The following is an 18,717-nucleotide window of genomic DNA, read 5'->3' as shown; positions in this document are numbered from 1 at the left end:
ATCAGCCGGTGTGGCCCCCGCCGTGGCCGCCGTGCGCCCCGCCGTGGTCGAACTTCATGGCTTCGGCCGGCATGACGACGAAGGGCCGCATCATGCCCATGTCCTCGTGCTCCAGCAGGTGGCAGTGGTACATGAACCGGCCGTAGGCCCCGTCGAACCGGCCCATGACGCGCAGGATCTGCCCGCCGGGGACGCGGAAGACGTCCTTGTGGCCCAGCTCGTTGGGCGCGAGCGGTATGGGGGTGCCCGCGTCGTACGCGATGGGCTTGCTGGTGCCGCCCACCGTCGGGTCGAAGCCCGAGACGTCGTACGCGTCCCGGCCCAGCAGCTGGAAGTCGGCCAGGTGGATGTGCATCGGGTGGACGATCGGCGCGAGGTTGAGGAAGCTCCACTGCTCGTAGCCGCCCTCGGCGATGGTGAAGCCGAGACCGTCGTTGAACGTCCGTGCCGTGCGCCGGTACGTCTTCGTCGTGCCATTGGCCCCGGTGAGCTGGATGACGCCGTCGGCGGGGAGCTGGAGGCCGCCCGGGTCCGCCACCTCGGTCATCTCCCAGATCTCCGGGTGGCCGCCGGCGCCCTTGGTGGCGGGCGGGGTGAGCACGATCAGGCGGTGGCCGTGCTCGATGTCGTGCGTGAGGCGGCGGAAGGAGCCGGAGAGCACCTCGGGCAGTTCGAAGGTGTCGCACATGCCGGTCTCGCGGACGCGGAACTCCAGGACCGCGGGATAGCGCACGTCGCCCGCCGGGTCGGACACGCCCGCGGGCTGGTTGCGGCCCTTGTTGACCAGCCGGAGCTTCCGGCCGGCAAGTCCCCTGAAGTCGACCAGCAGGTCGAACCGCTCGGCCGGGGCCGCGGTCAGCGTGGGCAGCGCGTCGTCGAAGTCGACCGGGACGGGGCGGGGCAGCAGCCCGCCGTCGCTGCCGATCTGGTGGAGGACGCCCGGCACCGGGTTGTCGTCCTCGTCCACCAGGACGAGGTTGTAGATGCGCGCGTTGGACGCGTTGACCAGCCGGAAGCGGTACCAGGCGTCGTCCACGTCGGCGTACGGCCAGATGCGGCCGTTGACCGTGGTGTACGGGCCGGTGAACGGGATGGAGACCGGCTTGCCCGTCTCCGGGTTCTGCTGCTGGACGATCACCGTCTTGTGCAGCAGCCGGCCGTTGAGACGGCCGTCCTCGTCCGTGTCGAGGTTGCGGTCGGCGAGCAGCAGCGGTATCTCCCGCTCCCCGGAGGGGAGGTGGAGGGCGTCCTCCTCGTCGTCACGGACGAGGTAGGTGCCGTACAGGCCCGTCATCACGTTCCACCGCGTGATGTTCATCGCATGGTCGTGGTACCACCACTGCACCGCCTGGTGGTCGTTCGGGTATTCGGACAGCTGGGCGTCGCCGTGTCCGACGGCGTTGTCGGCCCAGCCGTCGTTGCCGCCGCCGGTCTGGGCGCCGTGCAGGTGGGTCACCGTCCAGGCGGGCAGGGCGGCGACGTCCTTGTTCGGTTCGACGCCCTCGCGGCCGGGCTCGGTGGTGGCTTGCGGGCGGCCGTCGGTGCGCAGCGGCACCTCCACCGAGGTGACCGGGTACTCGCTGTCCTTCGGGATGCGGTTGGTCCAGGCGATGCGGATGCGCTGTCCGCGCCGCACCTCGATGGTCGGGCCGGGCACCTGTCCGTCGTACCCCCACATCAGGGTCGGCGGCAGCTGCGGGTGCAGGCGGACCCAGGCGGGGCGCAGGGCGATCTCCGTCTCGTGGGTCACGTCGGCGGACGCGGATCCCGGGCGCAGGACGGGCGGGATCGGTAACCGGGCGACGTACGGCGTCAGTTCGCCCGGTTCCGGTGCCTGCTCGTCCGCAAGACCCTTGGCGATCTTCTCGAAGATGTCGGTCAAGATCGAACACCCCCCGTGTTCTGTGTTTGTTCCCCTTGCCTCAGAAGACTCCTGGCGCCCCGCCGAGGTTCCCGGAATACCCCCTTCCGTACGAGAAAGTTGAGAAAAGGCCGGTGTGCGGTCAGCCGACGGGCAGCGCGGGCATCCGGTCCGGAACGAAGCCGTGGGTCCGGCGGGCGAGGTAGGCGGCCTTGTAGCGGTCGACCTCCCGGTGCCAGTGCAGGATGCCCGCCAGCCAGTTCTGCAGGTCGGCCACGTAGTCGCCCATGGCCTCGCGCGCCTCGGCCGACAGGCCGAAGTCGTCGTACAGGACGGGTAGTTCATGGGTGATGATGTGCTCGAACTGCTGCATGCGCTGGGTCATCAGGTCGTGGACGATGCCGAGCGCGGCCGGGTAGTCGCAACCGAAGAAGTTCTGCACGACGAGGATCGCGTTGTGCAGCTCGCCCTCATACTCGATCTCCTTCTGGTACGAGAAGACGTCGTTGGTCAGGCACGCGTAGTCCATGGCGGCGTTCTCCAGCGCCTGGACGGGGCCGGTGCGGTAGATCTCCGGCGGGATCGCGGGTCCCTGACCCCTGCGGCACATGCTCAGGGTGAGGTCGGAGCCGAAGGTGGCGCGGCGCATCTCCAGGTAGTCGACCGGGTCGGGGACGCGGTTCTGGAGCTGGTTGGACAGCTCCCACACCCAGCTCTCGGTCATCTTGTCGACCGACTCGCGCAGGGCGCGCCGCCGGCCGGGCGTCATGCCGGCGGTGGTGCGGGCCCACAGGTCGATCAGTCCGCGTTCCATGCCGTTGACCGGGACGACGGGTGTCTCCTCGCCGTCGACGGGCATGCAGGCCGACAGGCGGGCGGTGGTCAGCCGGGCGGCGGCCAGGTCGCGGCGGCCTCCGAAGACCAGCGGGTAGTAGTCGTCGCCGTAGGTGCCCCAGGCGAGCCAGTGGGCGCTGAGGTCGAGGGCCTCCGGTGTGGCGTCCGGGTCGAGTCCGGCCGAACACAGCGGGAGGTCGGACGCGGCGAGCTTGTCCTCGTCCCAGACACCCTCCTCCAGCATGCCCATGCGGTGCATCCACGCGGTCAGGCGGGGGCGGCACGCCTCCAGGTGCGGGCTCAGCTCGACCTGGTAGGGCATGTAGAAGTCGGGCAGCAGGGACGGGCCGACCTTCTGGAAGGGCACGTGCGCGTACGCGCGCAGGCGTTCCGCGGCGGCCGAGGCGAGCAGCCCGCCGACGTCGGCCGCGGAGGTGCCGGGACCGGTCAGCTTCTGCCAGGGCGCGACGGAGGTGGCGCCCTTGTTCATGTAGCGGCTGGAGCGCAGGTGCCACTCGTGGCCGCCGGACTGCCAGTCCTGAAGTCCCTTGGTGTAGGCGGCGACCGCGGCGACCTCGTCGGGCCCGAGCCCCTTCTCCAGGGCGACGGCGGGCACTTCGGTGAGCGCGGTGTGCTCGAACTGGTGCAGGCGCGAGGTGAGGATGTCGTTGACGGTCTCGGCGGCCTCCTGGGTGGTGCAGCCGAAGAAGGTCTCCAGGACGAGCACGCCGTTGCTGTTCTCGCCCTCGTCCTCGACCTCCCGCTGGTAGGAGAAGAGGTCGTTGCGCAGGTGGACCGCGTCGGAGAACGCCTCCATGAGCACCCTGAGCGGCCGCGTCCCGGCGACGGCGGCGGGCACCTCCGCGGTCGCGTATTCCACCAGCCCCGACGACCAGGGGGCGCCGCCCACTTTGCGGCGCATCTCGATGTACTCGACCGGGTTGGCGATCCGGCCCGCGTTCATGTTGGACAGCTCCCACATGGACTCGTTCAGCAGGTGCTCGGTGGCGACGGAGAAGCGCCGGCGCCAGTCGACGGACATCGACGGCACCGTGCGCCGCCACAGGTCGGCGAGGCCCGCCTCGACCGGGTTCTCCGGCTCCGGCATCGGGGTGGCCGGGTCCAGCGGCATGAACAGGGGCAGGCGGTCCAGGTGGGCCTTTCCGGCGGCGCGGTCCTGGGTGCGCTTGTACATGTCCAGGAAGTGGTCGTCGAAGAAGAACACCCACACGTACCAGTCGGTGATCAGCGAGAGGGCCGGACCGTCGCAGTCGGGGTGGGTGTAGGCGCACAGGAGCCCGTAGTCGTGCGCCTCCAGGTCGGCCTGGTCCCAGACCCCGGAGCCCTCCAGCATGCCCATCTCGCGTGCCCACGCCGTCGAGTGGGCGCGCGCCTCGTCGACGTGCGGGTTGAGCCGCGCGGGATACGGCATGTAGAAGTGCGGGAGTTCGAACGGCTGCGTCATGGCGGGGCCCTACCCGGGGTCCGGGAGGGCCATCCTCCGCGCAGCACATGATCACACCATCGCGTGAACTGCCGTCGGGACGGGGAACTTCCGCGGGTTTCCGTGGCGTTGGCCTTCGCTCACGACGAGTGCCGAAGGATCTCCTCGGCGGTCCAGGCCGGCGCGTCCGGGAGCGCCTCCGTGGTGACCGGCAGCCACAGGGAGGCGGACGACAGGGCCCCTTCCGCCAGGCGCCCCCGCTCGCCCCGTACGCTCTCCGCGCTCGCGTCCGTGCCGCCCAGGGGGCGTCCGGGGAGGTCGACGGCGGCCGGGAAGCCCGGCGGGAGCAGGAACAGGCCCGCGGTCGGTGCCAGGGTGGCCGGGTCCCGGTCGGCCCCTTCGGCGCGGGTCGTCAACTTCTCACGAACCCGGGCGAGTTGTACGCCATCGACGCCCGCGCCGTGCCATGCGTCGCCGTGCCGCAGGGCACGGCGCAGGGCCGCGTCGCTCTGTCCGCCGATCCAGACGGGCGGACCGCCCTCGGCGCGGGGCAGCACGCCGCGTCGCGCCGCGTCGTCGTCGCCGCGCCACCACCGCCGTACGACGGTGAGCTGTTCGTCGGCACGGCGGCCGCGCCCGGCGAAGGAGGCGCCGACGGCCGCGAACTCCACGGTGTCCCAGCCGGTGCCATCGTGAAGCGGCCACGGGAGAGTCGGCCGAGCGTGGCGGTCTGGTGGGCGAGGACAACGGGGTCGTACCGGTGCGGTGCCACTCCGATGCGCATGCCGTCCTCTTCTTCCCTGTGCCCGTCCCGTCCGGTGCGCGATACGCGATCCGACATCCCGGCGACCGCCGCCATGCCCCGTCCGCGCCCTTGCCGAGCCCCCGCGCCCGGGCCACGGTAGGCGCATGACCTCCTTCGTGCTGCCCCATGAGGTGCACGGCGACGGCGCCCACCAGGTGTTCGCCGTGCACGGCTGGTTCGCCGACCGGACCGCCTACGCCGCCGTCCTGCCGGACCTCGACCGCACCGCCTTCACCTACGTCCTGGTCGATCTGCGCGGCTACGGCGGGGCCAGGGACGCCGTGGGCTCCTATACGACGACCGAGGCGGCCGTGGACCTGGTGGAGCTGGCCGACCGGCTGGGCTGGGAGCGGTTCTCGGTGATCGGGCACTCCATGGGCGGGGCGGTGGCGCAACGGCTGCTGTCGGTCGCCCCGCACCGGCTGCGCCGGATCGTCGGCGTCTCCCCCGTGCCCGCCTCGGGGCTGCCGCTGCCCGGCGAGCAGGGCGTACTGTTCACGGACGCGGCGCACAAGCCGGAGAACCGGCGCGCGATCATCGACTTCACCACCGGGGGCCGCCGCCCCGCCGCCTGGCTCGACCGGATGGTCGACCGCTCGCTGGAGTGCAGCGACGCCAAGGCGTTCCGGGCCTGGCTCGACTCGTGGGCGGGGGACGACTTCCGCGCCGACGTCGAGGGCTGCGAGGTGCCCGCGCTGGCGGTGGCCGGCGAACTCGATCCGGCGCTGTCCCCGGCGCTGATGCGGCAGACATGGATGTCCTGGTATCCGCGCGCCGAACTCGTGGGGCTGCCCGGCGCCGGGCACTACGCCATGGACGAGACTCCGCTGGAGCTGATCCGCGCGGTGGAGGACTTCCTGCGGGCGGACGCGGCGGGCGAGGGCGAGCCGGCGTGAGTGTACGCGAGGCACCGCCGGTGCCCGACGTCTTCGACCCGCGCCGGTACGCCGCCGGGGTGCCGTACGCCGACTACCGCGTACTGCGCGACCACCACCCGGTCGCCTGGCAGGACGAACCGGAGGTGCTGGGCTGGCCGGAGGGACCTGGATTCTGGGCGGTGACCCGGCACACGGACGTGGTCCGCGTGCTCAAGGACTCGGCGACGTACTCCTCCTGCCTCGGCGCGACCCAGATCCGGGACCCCGACCCGGAGGACCTGCCGTTCATCCGGCGCATGATGCTCAATCAGGATCCGCCGCAGCACGGCCGGCTGCGGCGGCTGGTGAGCCGTGCGTTCACGCCGGGCCGCATCGCACGGTTCGCGGCGGTCGCACGCGAGCGGGCACGCGCCCTGCTCGACCGGGCGCTGGACGAGGCCCGGTCGGGCGACGGCACGGCCGACCTGGTCGCCGCCGTCACCGACGAGTACGCGCTGCTCAACCTGGCCGATCTGCTGGGGGTTGCGGAGAGCGACCGGCGGCTGCTGTTGCGGTGGACGCAGCGGGTCATCGGCTACCAGGATCCGGACGAGGCCGGTGTCCCGGTGCTGGACGCGGCGGGCAAGCCGGTCAATCCGCGTTCGCCGGCGATGTTGCGGGACATGTTCGCCTATGCCGGACAGTTGGCTGCATACAAACGACGACATCCCGCAGACGACATGATGACGACACTCGCCAACGACGCGGAACTCGCCGACGCCGAACTGGAGATGTTCTTCTTCCTGCTCACCGTCGCGGGCAACGACACCGTGCGCAGCGCGGCCCCCGGCGGACTGCTGGCCCTGGCCGAGCATCCGGAGGCGTACGAGCTGCTGCGCGCCGGGAAGGTTGGCATACAGTCTGCGGCCGACGAGTTGCTGCGCTGGCACCCGCCCGTGCTCACCTTCCGCCGGACGGCCGCACAGGACACCCAGCTGGCCGGCCGCCGGATCGGGGCGGGCGACAAGATCGTCGTGTTCCATGCCTCGGCCAACCGGGACGAGCGCGTCTTCGCCGATCCCGGCCGGCTGGACCTCGCCCGCACGCCCAACCCGCACGTGTCCTTCGGGGACGGCCCGCATGTGTGCCTGGGTGCCCACTTCGCCCGGCTGCAACTGCGGGTGCTCTACGAGGAGGTGCTGCGTGCCCTTCCCGGCCTGCGCCCCGCAGGTCCGGCCGGGCGGCTCGTATCCAACTTCATCAACGGTCTCAAATCACTTCCTGTGCATCTCGCTTGAGGCGTTCACCTGGATCAGCGCATGGGTGCCGCCGGTGCGCCAGCGTCGGCCCTGTGCCGCGACCAGCGCGGACTCGGTGGGTGCGGACAGGCCGGTGATCACGTCGGACTTCAGGGTGCGCAGGGCGGCGACGGGCCCGGGGAACCAGGCGGTCACGTCCTGGAACGGCGTGGTGGGCGGCCACAGCCGGTCGCCCACCAGACGGCGGTAGTTGAGGTCGCCCTTGAAGAGGGTCAGCGTGGCCGAGGCGAACTCGGCGCGCAGATCGTCCGGCAGATCGGCGTACGGCAGCGGGGCGCAGGAGAAGGGGTGGGCGCGTACGGTGAGGCGGCCGTCGGCCATGGCCGACCAGAGCACGCGCGCGTACCCGGCGGCCGCGCCCGGCGCCGCGGCCAGGCGTTGCAGGGCGTCGACCACGTCGGCGGCCGTGGCGTCGGAGACGTAGTACGGGTACGGCTTGACGTGCAGGACGGCCCGGCCGATCCGCCCCTCGGCGAGGAGATGGGCGATCAGGAGCAGGTCGGGGACGAGTTCGCGGCCCGCGTTGTCCGCGACCAGGCAGAGCGTGCCCGTGCCGGAGGGCGGCAGCAGCGACCACAGGGTCTCGCTGTCGTCGGCGACCAGGGCGGGGGCCGGCTCCGCGGCCTCGGTGCCGGCGGCGGAGAGGCGGAAGCCGAGGTCGGCGCGGTTGCCCCACAGCGAGCCGTGCAGCAGGGCGCGGGCGCGTTCCTCCTCCGGCCGGTCCTGGAGCGCGTCGAGTGCGGCCAGTTCCTCGTCGGTCTCCGGGGCGTCGAGTTCGGCCCGCTTGAACGGGCGGAAGGGGTCGATGCCCTGCCAGGCGCCCGGGCCGACGTGGCCGACGGCGCCGAGCAGCCGACGGTAGAAGTAGCTCTCGGACCACAGCCAGGGCACGTCGAACCAGGACCGGCCGGCGTAGTCGTCCAGCCCCCAGGCACGCCACCGGTCCCGGTCCCCCGCGTCCTCGGGCAGCGGTTCGATCACGCCTTCGGTACAGCTCTTCAGCAGCTCGTCCAGCGCGCGGTGCTGCCCGGGGCCGTACGGGAAGGCGTCCCGGACCTGCCGGATGATCGCGGGATGCCGCTCGGCCAGCACGCTGTGCGGGAACGAGCCGGGTTCGTTGCCGAGGAGCACGGGCGCGGCGGGGGTGACGGGCATGCCCGTCACCGTATCGCGCGGTTCAGCCGGTTCTGATCTCTCGCTCCAGCTGCGTGGCGAGGGTCAGATAACGGGGGCGGCGATGCACCGGCACCAGGCCCCGGACCATGAGGAGCCACATCTCCGCCACTCTGCGGGGCAGCCGCCCGACCGGCTCCAGGGAGCGGCCGGCGACCCGGGTGCCGACGAAGAAGCAGACGAGGGAATGAGCGACCACGCCCACGTCGATCTCGGTGTGCACGTCGGCCTCCTTGACGGCGCCGCTGAACTTCAGGGTGGCGAAGTCCAGCCACTCGGTGAAGGGATGCCTGAGCGGTGGCCGCAGGGTGACGTCCGCCGTGGCGAGGCGGAGTCCGGCGCGCGGTACCGGGTCCTCCACGGCGAGCCGGGCCATGGCGAACGTGGTGCGCATCAGGGACTCCAGGGAGGAGCAGCCACGGCCCTCGCTGTCGGCCATCACCTGCTGAGCCGCCTTGGCCTGGAGTTCCAGGATCGCGTGGGCCAGGTCCTCCTTGGCGGCGAAGTGGAAGTACAACGCCCCCTTGGTCACCTGCGCGTGCCCGACGATGTCACTCAGACTGGTGGATTCGTAGCCCTGACGGTCGAACAGATCGGCGGCGGCCGTAATGATCGTCGCTCGGGTCTGCTCAGCGCGCAATTGCCTCGCCATCGACTCACCCTCCTCGCATCCCATGCGAACGGGACACGCGGTTTGTTTTAACTCCACGCCTACAATAACTCACTGAGCGGCTTTGGGAGTCGACTGGGCCGACATTGGGTCGGAGACGCGCCACTCGCACCTACGACACCGGGGCACGATCTTTGCAATTAGCAAACCGACGACGGTATAAGGCTTCGATACAGCGGTCTCTGCCTGTTTCCGGAAGCCAACGGTCGACGGTCTCCAAACCTTTGACCGCCGCCACACAGGGCACAGGGGCCGCTCCCCGCCGGACCTTGAGGCAGATCAGAAAACAAACGGGCCGGTCTGCAACTCTCGCCGACCGGCCCCCCGTAGCCGCCGGGGGACGGCTGAACGCGGCGGACGGGTTCCCCGTACTGGACACGGCAGACCCCGTTCCCGCGCCCGCCGAGGAGACGTTCCGGATGACTCGGATGACCGCCCGCCTGAGCGTCACGGCGGCCGCTGCGGTGGCCCCGCTCCTGCTTCTGCCGTGGACGGCGGGGTCTGCCCAGGCGCACGGTGCCCCCACGGACCCGGTCAGCCGGGTCTACGCCTGTTCCCCCGAGGGCGGCAGCGCGAACCGGTCGGCGGCCTGCCGGGCGGCGATCACCGCGAACGGCGCCCCCTTCACCGCGTGGGACAACCTGCGCGTGGCGGGGGTGAACGGCCGGGACCGGCAGGTGATCCCGGACGGCCGGCTGTGCAGCGGGAACCTGCCGGCGTACCGGGGCCTCGATCTGGCCCGGCGGGACTGGCCGGCGACCCGGCTGACCCCGGGCGGCGGACTGACGATGACGTACGCCTCGACGATCGCGCACACCGGCACGTTCAGGCTGTACCTCACCAAGCCCGGCTACGACCCGGCGAAGCCGCTGAAGTGGTCCGACCTGCCCACGCGCCCCTTCACGGAGGTCACGGACCCGCCGTTGACGAACGGGGCGTACCACATCCGGGCGACACTTCCCGCGGACCGGACGGGTCGTCAGGTGCTGTACACGATCTGGCAGAACAGCAGTACGCCGGACACGTACTACTCGTGTTCCGACGTGGTGTTCAAGGGTGCGGGTGCGGCGGCGAAGGCCACCAGGACGCCCGCCCCCTCGCGGGCAGCGGCGAGCCCGCAACCCGCCGGGTCGGCGGCAAAGCCTTCGCCGGAGAGTCCGGCTGCCGCCGGGAAGAAGGGGACTTCATCACCGGCGGGCGACGGCGACGGCAACACGCCGGTGGCCGAGGCGACCCGCGCGGACGCGGGCCCCTCGGCGCCGTTGCTGGCGGGCGGCGCCGCCGCGGTGCTGGTGCTCACGGGGGGCGCCGTCCTTGTTCTGCGTCTGCGGCGACGCTGAAAATCCTCGGTACGGAGGTCAGTTGACGTAGACCCGGGCGCCCGCGTCGGTGACCGGGGCGTACTTCGCGGTGAAGTAGCCGCTGGCGAAGCACAGCGACGAACCGGAGGCCTTCGTGAACTGCTGGTTGGTGAAGGTGATGCTGCTGTCGCTGTTGTCGGTCTTCCCGGTCAGGCTCGCCGCCTGGTAGACGCAGGTGATGGTGCCCAGCAGGGTGCGCAGCTTGACCGTGGTCTGGATGGTGGAGCCGCTGGCCGGCGAGACGGTGAGGGTGCCGTCGGAGGCGACCGTCGCGGTGTAGGGCAGGTTGTCGACCGTGATGCCGCTGACGCCGAGCACGCCGACGACGTTGCTGGTGCAGCTGCCACTGTCGAAGGTGTGCCCGGTGACCGACTCGGTGGCCGTACCGGGTGCGGTCGGGTTGCCGGTGACCGTGGCGGTGAACTGCGACGACGTGCAGGTGACGCCGCTGGTGCCGGTCGCGCTGGAGTAGAGCGTGGCGGAGGTGCCACTGGCCAGCGGAGCGGTCAGGGTGTCGCCGACCGCGGCGGCGGTGCCACCGGCACTGCCCGTGGTCAGCACGGCGGTGCCGTCCGCGGAGGCGGGGACGGCCGCGGCGACGGTGAGCGCGGTGACGGTTCCGGCGAGGGCGAGAAGGGATCGCGTACGCATGCGGGTGCCTCTTTCCTGAAGTGGGGGGACAACGTGAGGTGAGGTGGGGGGTGAGGGGGTGGCGGTGATGCGCGTGGGGGAAAGGGGGACGCCGCCGCTGCCGGTCCGTGACGCCTTCTCCGTACGTGACGGACCGGCAGCGGCGGCCGGCCGGGCACCGGTCGAGGGCCTCGGGGGAAGGCCTTCGACCGGGCCGGGCAGGGAGCGGCCGGGCACGGGCCGAGGGGGGAGCGGCCGTGCCGGTGCCGCGCTGGTGAGCGGTTGCTGGGGAAGGCCGGGAAGCGGCGATGCCGCTCGGCGGATCCGGCGCCACGGATCCGAGGGAAACCAGGGAGAGTTGTAGACCTGATCAACCATCAACGTCAAGGCACTGCAAGGGAGTTGCCTCTGTTGACACCGGGTCGAATACCGCTTGCCGACCGGGCTCGTCGGCGCCCACGCACATCCGACACCGTTTTTTCACAACTCCCTTGACCCCTCAAAGTAACCGGCGGTAACTTCCTCGAAGGCTACTGCCGCGTAACGAGAAAGCCCTTGCATCCGCCGGGAGTGCGAGGAGGCGTGCGCAGCAGCCGCTGTCCGCGCCAGGACAACGCGCCACTGAAGCCCAACCCGCATTTGATCTATGCCCATGGGAGCAGACATGGCCTCGTCCCCGGACCTCTCGTCCGCCGACAACACCCCCGAGAACCCGGAAAGCGGTTCACCGTCCGACATATCAGCCGCATCTGGCACCGCCATCAGCGGCGAGAGACGGGGGCGGGTCCGGCTGCGCAGGGCCGCGGTCATGGCGGTGCCCGCCACCGTGGTCGCCGCGGGCCTCGCGATCCTCACCGCGCAGGGGGCGCTGGGTGTGCAGTTCGCGATCTCGGGCATGCCGTTCACGGTCACGGCGACGGAACTCAACGGCACCGGCTTCGAGCAGTTCGGCGGGCTCGACAACATGGCCGACGGCAGCCCGAACGCCGGGGACACCGGCGGCCAGGTGCTCGTCGTCACCTCCGCGATCAAGAACGCCACGCTCACCAAGCTGTGCCAGAGCGTCGACCTGGGCGGCACCAACCTGCTCATCACCGCGGGCGGCGGCGACCAGAAGGTGACCGCGAGCGACCTGACCACCGACTCGACCCTGCTGTCGGGCGACGCGGCGTTCAACAACATCGAGATCGGCAACGACGCCAGCACCCTGAACAAGGCGAACGCGAAGGGCCCGATCGGCGTCTTCAGTCAGCAGGCCGACACCGTGCACATCGGCAACCTGCGGCAGACCAACTACGCGACGACCGCCGGTGTGTTCAGGCTTCCCGGGCTCAAGCTCCGCTTCAGCGACTCGGGTTGCTGAACCGATGCCGGAGCGTCCACGTCAGGGACTGAGGCCCACCTTCCGCGGATGGCGGGCCCGCCGGCCGTTCTGGGGCGGGCTGCTGCTGGCCCTGGGCGGCGGCGAGATCCTGCTCACCGAGAAGGCCTCACTGAAGGTCGTGATGCACATCGGCATGCAGGGCCTGGCCGGCTATCTGCTGCCGACGCTGATGGTGCTGCTGGGCCTGCTGATCCTCTTCAACCCCGGCCAGCGGCTCTTCTACTCCCTCACCGGCATCCTGCTCTCCCTGGGCACCTGGCTCACCTCGAACCTGGGCGGCTTCTTCATCGGCCTCCTCCTCGGCGCCACCGGCTGCTGCCTGGCCTTCGGCTGGCTCCCCGACCAGGAGCCCCGCGTGAGCCGCCGCCGACGCCGCAAGCAGGCCCGGGCCGCGGCACAGGGCCTGGGAGAAGGGGCGGGCGAACCGGCCTGGAGCCGGTGCGTCAACGTCATCCCACACCATCCACCGAACGGGTGACCGGGGAACTTCCTCGCCCTTGCAGCGAGTTCATCGGGCAGGCGGACGGCAGTGGAACGCCGTGCGGATGACGCGAGGGATGAAGGGGCTACGGGGTCATGGTGTTCAAAAGGCTGCTGGGGGCGATCGGGGTCGGCGGCCCCTGTGTGGACACGGTGCTGGACGGCGGCGCGGCCCTGCCCGGCGGGTCGCTGGCGGGACGGATCCTGCTGAAAGGCGGCGAAACCGCCGTGGAGGTCGAGCACATCGGCCTGGAGCTGATCGCACGCGTGGAGGCGGAGCACGACGAGGGCGAAAACGAGGGCGCCGTCGTCTTCGAGCGGTTCACCGTCGGCGGCGGCTTCCGGCTCGGGGAGCAGAAAGAGCGAGAGCTGCCCTTCAGCGTGCCGCTGCCCTGGGAGACCCCGGTCACCGAGCTGTACGGCCAGCCGCTCGGCATCGTCCTCGGAGTGCGCACCGAGGTCGCGGTGGCCGGTGCCCGGGACGAGGGCGACCTGGATCCCCTCGCCGTCCGCCCGCTGCCCGTCCAGGAGGCGGTCCTGGAAGCCCTCGGTCAACTGGGCTTCGGTTTCCGCTCCGCCGACCTCGAGTACGGCCGCATCGGCGGTACGGGCCAGCAGCTGCCGTTCTACCAGGAGATCGAGCTGACCCCGGCCCCGCAGTACGCGCACGCGGTGAACGAGATCGAGCTGACCTTCCTCGCCTCCCCGGCGGGCGTCGAGGTCGTCCTGGAGGCGGACAAGCGCGGCGGCCTGTTCTCCTCCGGGCACGACGCGCTGACCCGGTTCACGGTGCGCCATGAGGACGCCGTCGCCCTCGACTGGAACAGAGAGGTGGACGGCTGGATCCACCGGCTGACCGAGCACCACGAGACCTACGGTGCCCACGCGGCGTACGGCCACGGAGAACCGCACACCGTCCACGAGTCCGGGCATCACGGCTCCGGCCCGGGGCTGGGCACGGCCGTGGCCGCGGGCGCGGCGGGCCTCGCCCTCGGTGTGGTGGGCGGCCTGGTCGCGGCCGAAGTCGTGGACGAGATCGGTGACTTCTTCGAAGGGGACGACGAGGAGGACGACGAGGACTAGGCGTCCGCCGGGATGCGCGACTGTCAACCCGGGGTGTGACGTCGAGGGGGGTCGATGAGTGTCACCAGCAGCCGGGGGCCGGCACCGACGCGGAACGGCGGCGCCCGCGTCGACCGCAGTCGGCACCCGCGGGGACACAGGTTACGCATGGCGCTCACCCTCGGTATGTCGCTGCTGGTGCTGGTCACGGCGGGCACCGGCTGGCTGTATCTGAAGCTGGACGGCACCATCCGTACCTTCGACGCCGGCGCTCTCTCCGACAACCGCCCCGAGGCCGGCTCCTCCAGGGGTGAGAACGTACTGGTCATCGGCTCGGACGCGCGCACCGACGGCAACGCGGCACTCGGCGGCGGCAACAGGGACGACATCGGCCGCTCCGACACGACCTTCCTGCTGCACATGTACGCCGACCACCGGCACGCCCTCGCGGTCTCCATCCCCCGCGACACCCTGGTGACCATCCCGCCGTGCCGGCTCCCGGACGGCAGCTGGACCAGGACGCAGCCCGGCACCATGTTCAACGCGGCCTTCTCCGTGGGGCAGACCGACAAGGGCAATCCGGCCTGCACCCAGAACACGGTGGAGAAGCTCACCGGGGTACGGGTGGACCACACGGTCGTCGTGGACTTCAAGGGCTTCGCGGCGCTGACCGAGGTCGTGGGCGGCGTGCGCGTGTGCCTGCCGAACGACGTCTACGAGAACGACCTCGACCCGAACCGCACCACCCGCGGCAGTCTGCTGTTCAGGAAGGGTGTGCAGACCGTCTCGGGGCAGCGGGCGCTGGACTACGTCCGCATCCGGCACGGCATCGGCGACGGCTCGGACATCGGCCGGATCAAACGCCAGCAGGCTTTCGTCTCCGGCCTGTTGAAGGAGGTGAAGAGCAAGGGGCTCACGCCGACGAAGCTGCTGCCGCTGGCCGACGCGACGGCCGGATCGCTGACCGTCGACACCGGGCTCGGCACCGCCGACAAGCTCATCTCGTTCGCCATGTCGCTGAAGGAGACAGACCTGCACAACACCGAGTTCGTGACCATCCCCTGGCGGTACTCGGGATCCCGTGTGGCGATCGTGGAGCCGGACGCCGGCGAGCTGTGGGCCGCGCTGAGAGCCGATCGCCCGATCGACGGCACGGACGTCGGCGGCAGGAAGAGCAGCGGCCGCACAGCCCGTGCGTCCGCCTCGCCGGTCTCCGGCGCGGGCATCGACGTGGCCGTCTACAACGGCACCGCGCTCAGCGGGCTCGCCGTCAAGGGCACCGCCGCGCTCCTGGCGGACGGCTTCACCGTCACCGGTACCGGCACCGCCGTCTCCCAGGCCCATGCCACGACGGTCGTCCAGTACGGTCCCGGCCGGGCGGCCCAGGCGCAGACCGTGGCCGAGGTGTTCCCGGGCGCCGAACTGGAGGAGATCGGCACGGCCCGGATCAACGTCGTCCTCGGGCGGTCGTACGCCGACTCCGCCCCCGGCACGGCCTCCGTCGCCGCGTCGCCGACGTCGGCCGCGGTACCGGCCGAGGTGTCCGACGGCGCGCGGTCCGCGGCCGACGACCCCTGCGCGGACCTGAGCTACGGCTGACGGAACTTATCGGCCATCCCATGAGTTTCTACGTTGCTGTAGAAGTTTCTGCAGAAGGTGCAGTGGACGTCTCTGCAGACGTTCCTGTCGAACAATCGACCGTGGATATGAGGAGTTCGCATGGCCCTGTGGGACCGCGTCAAGGAGTCGGCGTCGCAGATGCAGACCCAGTTGGTGGCGAAGAAGAACGACTTGAAGAGCGGTGCCTTCCGCGACGCGAGCATGGCGATGTGCGCGCTCGTGGCCGCAGCCGACGGCACTGTCGACCCGGTGGAGCGGCAGCGGGTGGCCCAGCTCATCGCCACGAACGAGGTGTTGCAGAACTTCCCGGCCGACGACCTCAGGCGCCGCTTCGAGGAGAACCTGAACAAGCTGACCACCGACTTCGACTTCGGCAAGGTGAGCGTGCTCCAGGAGATCGCCAAGGCGAAGAAGAAGCCCGCCGAGGCGCGCGCCGTGGTGCAGATCGGCATCGTCATCGGCGGCGCGGACGGCGACTTCGACAAGACCGAGCAGGCCGTGGTGCGCGAGGCGTGCTACACGCTCGACCTGCCGCCGCACGAGTTCGACCTCTGATCCACCGGGGTCTGCGGGAACCGGGAGGATGGGGGCATGCTCGACGACCTCGACCGTGCCCTCATCCACGCCCTGCACCTCGACGGCCGGGCGCCGTTCAGCAGGATCGCGGCGGTGCTCGGCGTGTCGGCACAGACCGTCGCCCGGCGCTACCGCAGGCTGCGCACCGAGGCCGGGCTGCGGGTGGTGGGCCTGGCCGATCCGCACCGGGCGGGCCGGAGCCAGTGGCTGGTGCGGCTCACCGCGGCGGCCCGGTCCGCGCAGGACATCGCCGGTGCGCTGGTACGGCGGCCGGACACGTCGTGGGTGAAGCTCACCTCGGGCGGGACCGAGATCACCGCGGTGATCCACGCCCCGCCCGCGGACGCCTCCCCCGACTCCCTCCTCCTGCGGGACATTCCGCGCACCGGCGGCATCACGGCCGTGTCCGCGCACTGCCTGCTGCACACCTATCTGGGCGGCCCGGCGAACTGGCGGCGCAGCGCCCAGGCGCTGGACGAGGAGCAGCAGGCGGCGCTGGCGTACCGGGCCACCACGGAGGCGGTACGACAGCCCGAGCCGGGTGACGCCGAGTTGCTGGGCGCGCTGGAGAAGGACGGGCGGCTCGGCCAGGGTGAGCTGGCGCGGGCGACCGGCTGGTCGCCCGCCACCGTGGCCCGGCGGCTGGCCGAACTGCGGGCGGCGGGCGCGCTGTTCTTCGACGTGGAGGTCGAGGCCGGGCTGTTCGGGGTGCGCGCCCGGGCGCTGCTGTGGCTGTCGGTGCGCCCGGCGGATCTGGAGGAGGTCGCCCTCGCCCTGGCCGGCCACGACGAGCTGGCCTTCGTCGCAGCGACCACCGGCCCCACGAACCTGGTCGCCCAGGCGCTCTGCCGTGACCCGGCCGACCTGCACCGCTATCTCACCCGGCGGCTCGGCGCGCTGCGCGCGGTCCGGACGCTGGAGACGAGCCCCGTGCTGCGCACCCTGAAGGCGGCGAGCCCGTCCCTGACGGACCTGTCCCGGCTGCGCCGGGGATCCGGCTGATCCCGGAATCGCACGAGCGCGAGGCCGTGCCGCATCCGGAGTGGGCCGCCCGGCTGGAGCGGCTCGCGGAGCTGCACGGTGGCCAAGCGGCCTTGGCGAACTCCGGTGCGGTACCGCCCCCCGCCAGGGGTGCGGGGCCGTGTCGACATGCGGCTGCGCCGCGATGGCGCGGCCGGCCCTCACCGGCCCGCGGGCGCATCACCGTGCTTCCCGCGGAGCGCTCAGCGCCGGTCCGGTGCGCCCACCCGGCTGCTCGCGGCCGCGCACACCGCCACGAGCGCCGTCGCCACCCAGCACGCGGCCTGGGCGGCGTGCGGCGCCGCGCCCGGGCCCCCGGTGCCCGCACCGGCGAGGTACACGCTGCCGAGCACCGCCACGCCCAGGGTGGCCCCGAGTTGCTGGACCGCGTTGAGGAGCCCGGCCGCCGAGCCGATCTCCTGGGGGCGCAGCGGGTGCAGGGCGAGGGTGAAGAAGGCGGGCGTGAACAGGCCGGCACCGAGGCCGATCAGGGCGAGGCCGGGCAGCAGCGCGGCCGGGTAGTGACCGGGGGCGGTCGTACGGTAGGCCGCGACGGCGGCGAGCAGGCCGGTGAGCAGCACGCCGAGCCCGTACGGCATCACCCGGCGCCCGTAGCGCCGTACCAGACGGGCGCCGGCGAGCCAGGACGCGATCGCGAGGCCGGCCGACCAGGGGATCAGGCTCAGGCCCGCCGCGAGCACGCCGGTGTGCGCGCCGAGCTGGAGCTGGAGGACGACCACCGTGGTCATCCCGTTGGTCACCGCGAAGAAGGCGGTCGAGGTGACGAGGGCGGCCAGAAAGCCCCGGTGGGTGAAGAGGCTGGGCTCCAGCAGGGGCCGGGCCGAGCGCCGCTGGTGCCGTGCGAACACGGCGAGGGCGAGGAGTCCGGCGAGCAGCAACACCCAGCGCTGCATGGGGAGTTGAGTGACATCGGCGCCGATGAGGGGGTACACGACGAGACCGGTGCCGGCCGCCGCCAGTGCCGTACCCGGCCAGTCGAAGGCCGGCCGGATCGGCGCCCGGTCCTCCGGGAGCAGCGGGGCGAGGGCCAGGACCACTGCGGACACGGGCACGTTGACGAGGAACGCGGCTCGCCAGGAGGAGCCGAACAGATCGGCGTGGGTCAGCACACCGCCGAGGACGGGTCCGCAGACGGCGGCCAGGCCCATGACAGGGCCGATGCTGCCCAGCGCCTTCGCCGTCTCCTCCCCGGAGAACATCGCCTTGATCAGCCCGATGGTCTGCGGAATGACCAGGGCCGCCGCCGCGCCCTGCACCGCCCGGAAGCCGATCAGCAGGCCCGCCGAGGGTGCCAGGGCGCAGGCCACCGAGGCCGCTGTGAAGGCCACAACGCCGAGGACGAACAGGCGGCGCCGGCCGGCCAGGTCGCCGAGCCGGCCGCCGGTGATCAGCAGCACCGCGAACGGCAGGGTGTAGGCGGTGCCGAACCACTGGACGTCGGAGACCGAGCCGCCCAGATCGGCGTGGACGGCGGGCGCGGCGACCTGCACGACGGTCGCGTCCAGCAGGTTCATCGCCTCGCCCAGCAGCAGGGCGGCCAGGGCGGGCCAGCGCCATCGGTACGCCTCGGCGGGCAGCACGCGTTCCGTGGTCATGGGGG

Annotated in this window: 16 protein-coding genes; 9 read left to right on the top strand and 7 right to left on the bottom strand. The window is 71.6% G+C overall.

The window, feature by feature from the left end; genetic code table 11:
• Position 1: 1 nt before the first annotated feature.
• The 3 genes from phsA to AQI88_RS13830 form a co-directional block, all read right to left on the bottom strand.
• Positions 2 to 1,882, bottom strand: coding sequence for an O-aminophenol oxidase PhsA (phsA, locus tag AQI88_RS13840; RefSeq protein WP_066997462.1), 1,881 nt, complete (start codon positions 1,880 to 1,882; stop codon positions 2 to 4).
• A 121-nt stretch (positions 1,883 to 2,003) separates the two neighbouring features.
• Positions 2,004 to 4,160 (bottom strand): germacradienol/geosmin synthase Cyc2, encoded by a 2,157-nt coding sequence (gene cyc2 / locus AQI88_RS13835; protein WP_066997459.1) that lies wholly within the window; start codon positions 4,158 to 4,160, stop codon positions 2,004 to 2,006.
• A gap of 119 nt (positions 4,161 to 4,279) precedes the next feature.
• Positions 4,280 to 4,810 carry an LLM class flavin-dependent oxidoreductase gene (locus tag AQI88_RS13830; RefSeq protein WP_066997456.1) on the bottom strand — a complete coding sequence of 177 codons (531 nt, stop codon included), beginning with the start codon at positions 4,808 to 4,810 and terminating at the stop codon, positions 4,280 to 4,282.
• A gap of 238 nt (positions 4,811 to 5,048) precedes the next feature.
• On the opposite strand from AQI88_RS13830, the gene AQI88_RS13825 reads away from it, so the two are divergent.
• Together AQI88_RS13825 and AQI88_RS13820 are read left to right on the top strand one after the other, a co-directional pair.
• Positions 5,049 to 5,840 carry an alpha/beta fold hydrolase gene (locus tag AQI88_RS13825; RefSeq protein ID WP_066997453.1) on the top strand — a complete coding sequence of 264 codons (792 nt, stop codon included), beginning with the start codon at positions 5,049 to 5,051 and terminating at the stop codon, positions 5,838 to 5,840.
• Positions 5,837 to 7,099: a cytochrome P450 gene (locus AQI88_RS13820; protein ID WP_066997450.1), complete on the top strand. Its 1,263-nt coding sequence runs from the start codon at positions 5,837 to 5,839 to the stop codon at positions 7,097 to 7,099. The genes AQI88_RS13825 and AQI88_RS13820 overlap by 4 nt, the downstream gene beginning before the upstream one ends.
• Here AQI88_RS13820 and AQI88_RS13815 read toward each other — a convergent pair.
• Both AQI88_RS13815 and AQI88_RS13810 read right to left on the bottom strand, forming a co-directional pair.
• On the bottom strand, positions 7,076 to 8,275 hold the full coding sequence (locus AQI88_RS13815) for a damage-control phosphatase ARMT1 family protein (RefSeq protein ID WP_066997447.1): 1,200 nt from the start codon (positions 8,273 to 8,275) through the stop codon (positions 7,076 to 7,078). The two genes, AQI88_RS13820 and AQI88_RS13815, sit on opposite strands and share 24 nt — an antisense overlap.
• 22 nt (positions 8,276 to 8,297) lie before the next feature.
• Positions 8,298 to 8,945 (bottom strand): ScbR family autoregulator-binding transcription factor, encoded by a 648-nt coding sequence (locus tag AQI88_RS13810; RefSeq protein ID WP_066997444.1) that lies wholly within the window; start codon positions 8,943 to 8,945, stop codon positions 8,298 to 8,300.
• A gap of 437 nt (positions 8,946 to 9,382) precedes the next feature.
• Between AQI88_RS13810 and AQI88_RS13805 the strand changes: the two genes are divergently transcribed.
• Positions 9,383 to 10,303: a lytic polysaccharide monooxygenase auxiliary activity family 9 protein gene (locus AQI88_RS13805; RefSeq protein WP_066997441.1), complete on the top strand. Its 921-nt coding sequence runs from the start codon at positions 9,383 to 9,385 to the stop codon at positions 10,301 to 10,303.
• Positions 10,304 to 10,321: 18 nt separating this feature from the next.
• Here AQI88_RS13805 and AQI88_RS13800 read toward each other — a convergent pair whose 3' ends face one another.
• A complete protein-coding gene (locus tag AQI88_RS13800) occupies positions 10,322 to 10,975 on the bottom strand; it encodes a Tat pathway signal sequence domain protein (protein ID WP_066997438.1) in 654 nt (217 codons plus the stop codon).
• 643 nt (positions 10,976 to 11,618) lie between these two features.
• Here AQI88_RS13800 and AQI88_RS13795 point away from each other — a divergent pair.
• The 6 genes from AQI88_RS13795 to AQI88_RS13770 all read left to right on the top strand — a co-directional run bounded on the left by AQI88_RS13795 (position 11,619) and on the right by AQI88_RS13770 (position 17,078).
• Positions 11,619 to 12,317: a DUF6230 family protein gene (locus AQI88_RS13795; RefSeq protein ID WP_066997436.1), complete on the top strand. Its 699-nt coding sequence runs from the start codon at positions 11,619 to 11,621 to the stop codon at positions 12,315 to 12,317.
• A 4-nt stretch (positions 12,318 to 12,321) separates the two neighbouring features.
• Positions 12,322 to 12,816, top strand: a complete 495-nt coding sequence (locus tag AQI88_RS13790; RefSeq protein ID WP_066997433.1) for a DUF6114 domain-containing protein — start codon at positions 12,322 to 12,324, stop codon at positions 12,814 to 12,816.
• 98 nt (positions 12,817 to 12,914) lie between these two features.
• The gene (locus AQI88_RS13785) at positions 12,915 to 13,901 is read left to right on the top strand and encodes a sporulation protein (protein WP_066997430.1); all 987 of its coding nucleotides are present in this window, start codon (positions 12,915 to 12,917) and stop codon (positions 13,899 to 13,901) included.
• A gap of 54 nt (positions 13,902 to 13,955) precedes the next feature.
• Complete coding sequence (locus tag AQI88_RS13780) at positions 13,956 to 15,479, top strand: LCP family protein (protein WP_066997427.1); 1,524 nt, start codon at positions 13,956 to 13,958, stop codon at positions 15,477 to 15,479.
• Between the two features lie 120 nt (positions 15,480 to 15,599).
• Complete coding sequence (locus tag AQI88_RS13775) at positions 15,600 to 16,055, top strand: tellurite resistance TerB family protein (protein WP_066997424.1); 456 nt, start codon at positions 15,600 to 15,602, stop codon at positions 16,053 to 16,055.
• A 36-nt stretch (positions 16,056 to 16,091) separates the two neighbouring features.
• Positions 16,092 to 17,078: an Lrp/AsnC family transcriptional regulator gene (locus AQI88_RS13770; RefSeq protein WP_066997421.1), complete on the top strand. Its 987-nt coding sequence runs from the start codon at positions 16,092 to 16,094 to the stop codon at positions 17,076 to 17,078.
• A gap of 221 nt (positions 17,079 to 17,299) precedes the next feature.
• On the opposite strand, the gene AQI88_RS13765 is transcribed toward AQI88_RS13770, so the two are convergent.
• A complete protein-coding gene (locus tag AQI88_RS13765; RefSeq protein ID WP_066997418.1) occupies positions 17,300 to 18,712 on the bottom strand; it encodes an MFS transporter in 1,413 nt (470 codons plus the stop codon).
• Between the last annotated feature and the right edge of the window lie 5 nt (positions 18,713 to 18,717).

Origin of the sequence: Streptomyces cellostaticus (assembly GCF_001513965.1) — a bacterium.
Classification (GTDB): Bacteria; Actinomycetota; Actinomycetes; order Streptomycetales; family Streptomycetaceae; genus Streptomyces; species Streptomyces cellostaticus.
This window is presented reverse-complemented; position numbering and strand designations above follow the sequence as displayed.

Coding starts and splice junctions, on each gene's coding strand:
- cyc2 (WP_066997459.1), bottom strand. CDS start 4,160: ATGACGCAGCCGTTCGAACTCCCGCACTTCTACATGCCGTATCCCGCG.
- AQI88_RS13825 (WP_066997453.1), top strand. CDS start 5,049: ATGACCTCCTTCGTGCTGCCCCATGAGGTGCACGGCGACGGCGCCCAC.
- AQI88_RS13815 (WP_066997447.1), bottom strand. CDS start 8,275: ATGCCCGTCACCCCCGCCGCGCCCGTGCTCCTCGGCAACGAACCCGGC.
- AQI88_RS13810 (WP_066997444.1), bottom strand. CDS start 8,945: ATGGCGAGGCAATTGCGCGCTGAGCAGACCCGAGCGACGATCATTACG.
- AQI88_RS13805 (WP_066997441.1), top strand. CDS start 9,383: ATGACTCGGATGACCGCCCGCCTGAGCGTCACGGCGGCCGCTGCGGTG.
- AQI88_RS13800 (WP_066997438.1), bottom strand. CDS start 10,975: ATGCGTACGCGATCCCTTCTCGCCCTCGCCGGAACCGTCACCGCGCTC.
- AQI88_RS13795 (WP_066997436.1), top strand. CDS start 11,619: ATGGCCTCGTCCCCGGACCTCTCGTCCGCCGACAACACCCCCGAGAAC.
- AQI88_RS13790 (WP_066997433.1), top strand. CDS start 12,322: ATGCCGGAGCGTCCACGTCAGGGACTGAGGCCCACCTTCCGCGGATGG.
- AQI88_RS13785 (WP_066997430.1), top strand. CDS start 12,915: ATGGTGTTCAAAAGGCTGCTGGGGGCGATCGGGGTCGGCGGCCCCTGT.
- AQI88_RS13780 (WP_066997427.1), top strand. CDS start 13,956: ATGAGTGTCACCAGCAGCCGGGGGCCGGCACCGACGCGGAACGGCGGC.
- AQI88_RS13775 (WP_066997424.1), top strand. CDS start 15,600: ATGGCCCTGTGGGACCGCGTCAAGGAGTCGGCGTCGCAGATGCAGACC.
- AQI88_RS13770 (WP_066997421.1), top strand. CDS start 16,092: ATGCTCGACGACCTCGACCGTGCCCTCATCCACGCCCTGCACCTCGAC.
- AQI88_RS13765 (WP_066997418.1), bottom strand. CDS start 18,712: ATGACCACGGAACGCGTGCTGCCCGCCGAGGCGTACCGATGGCGCTGG.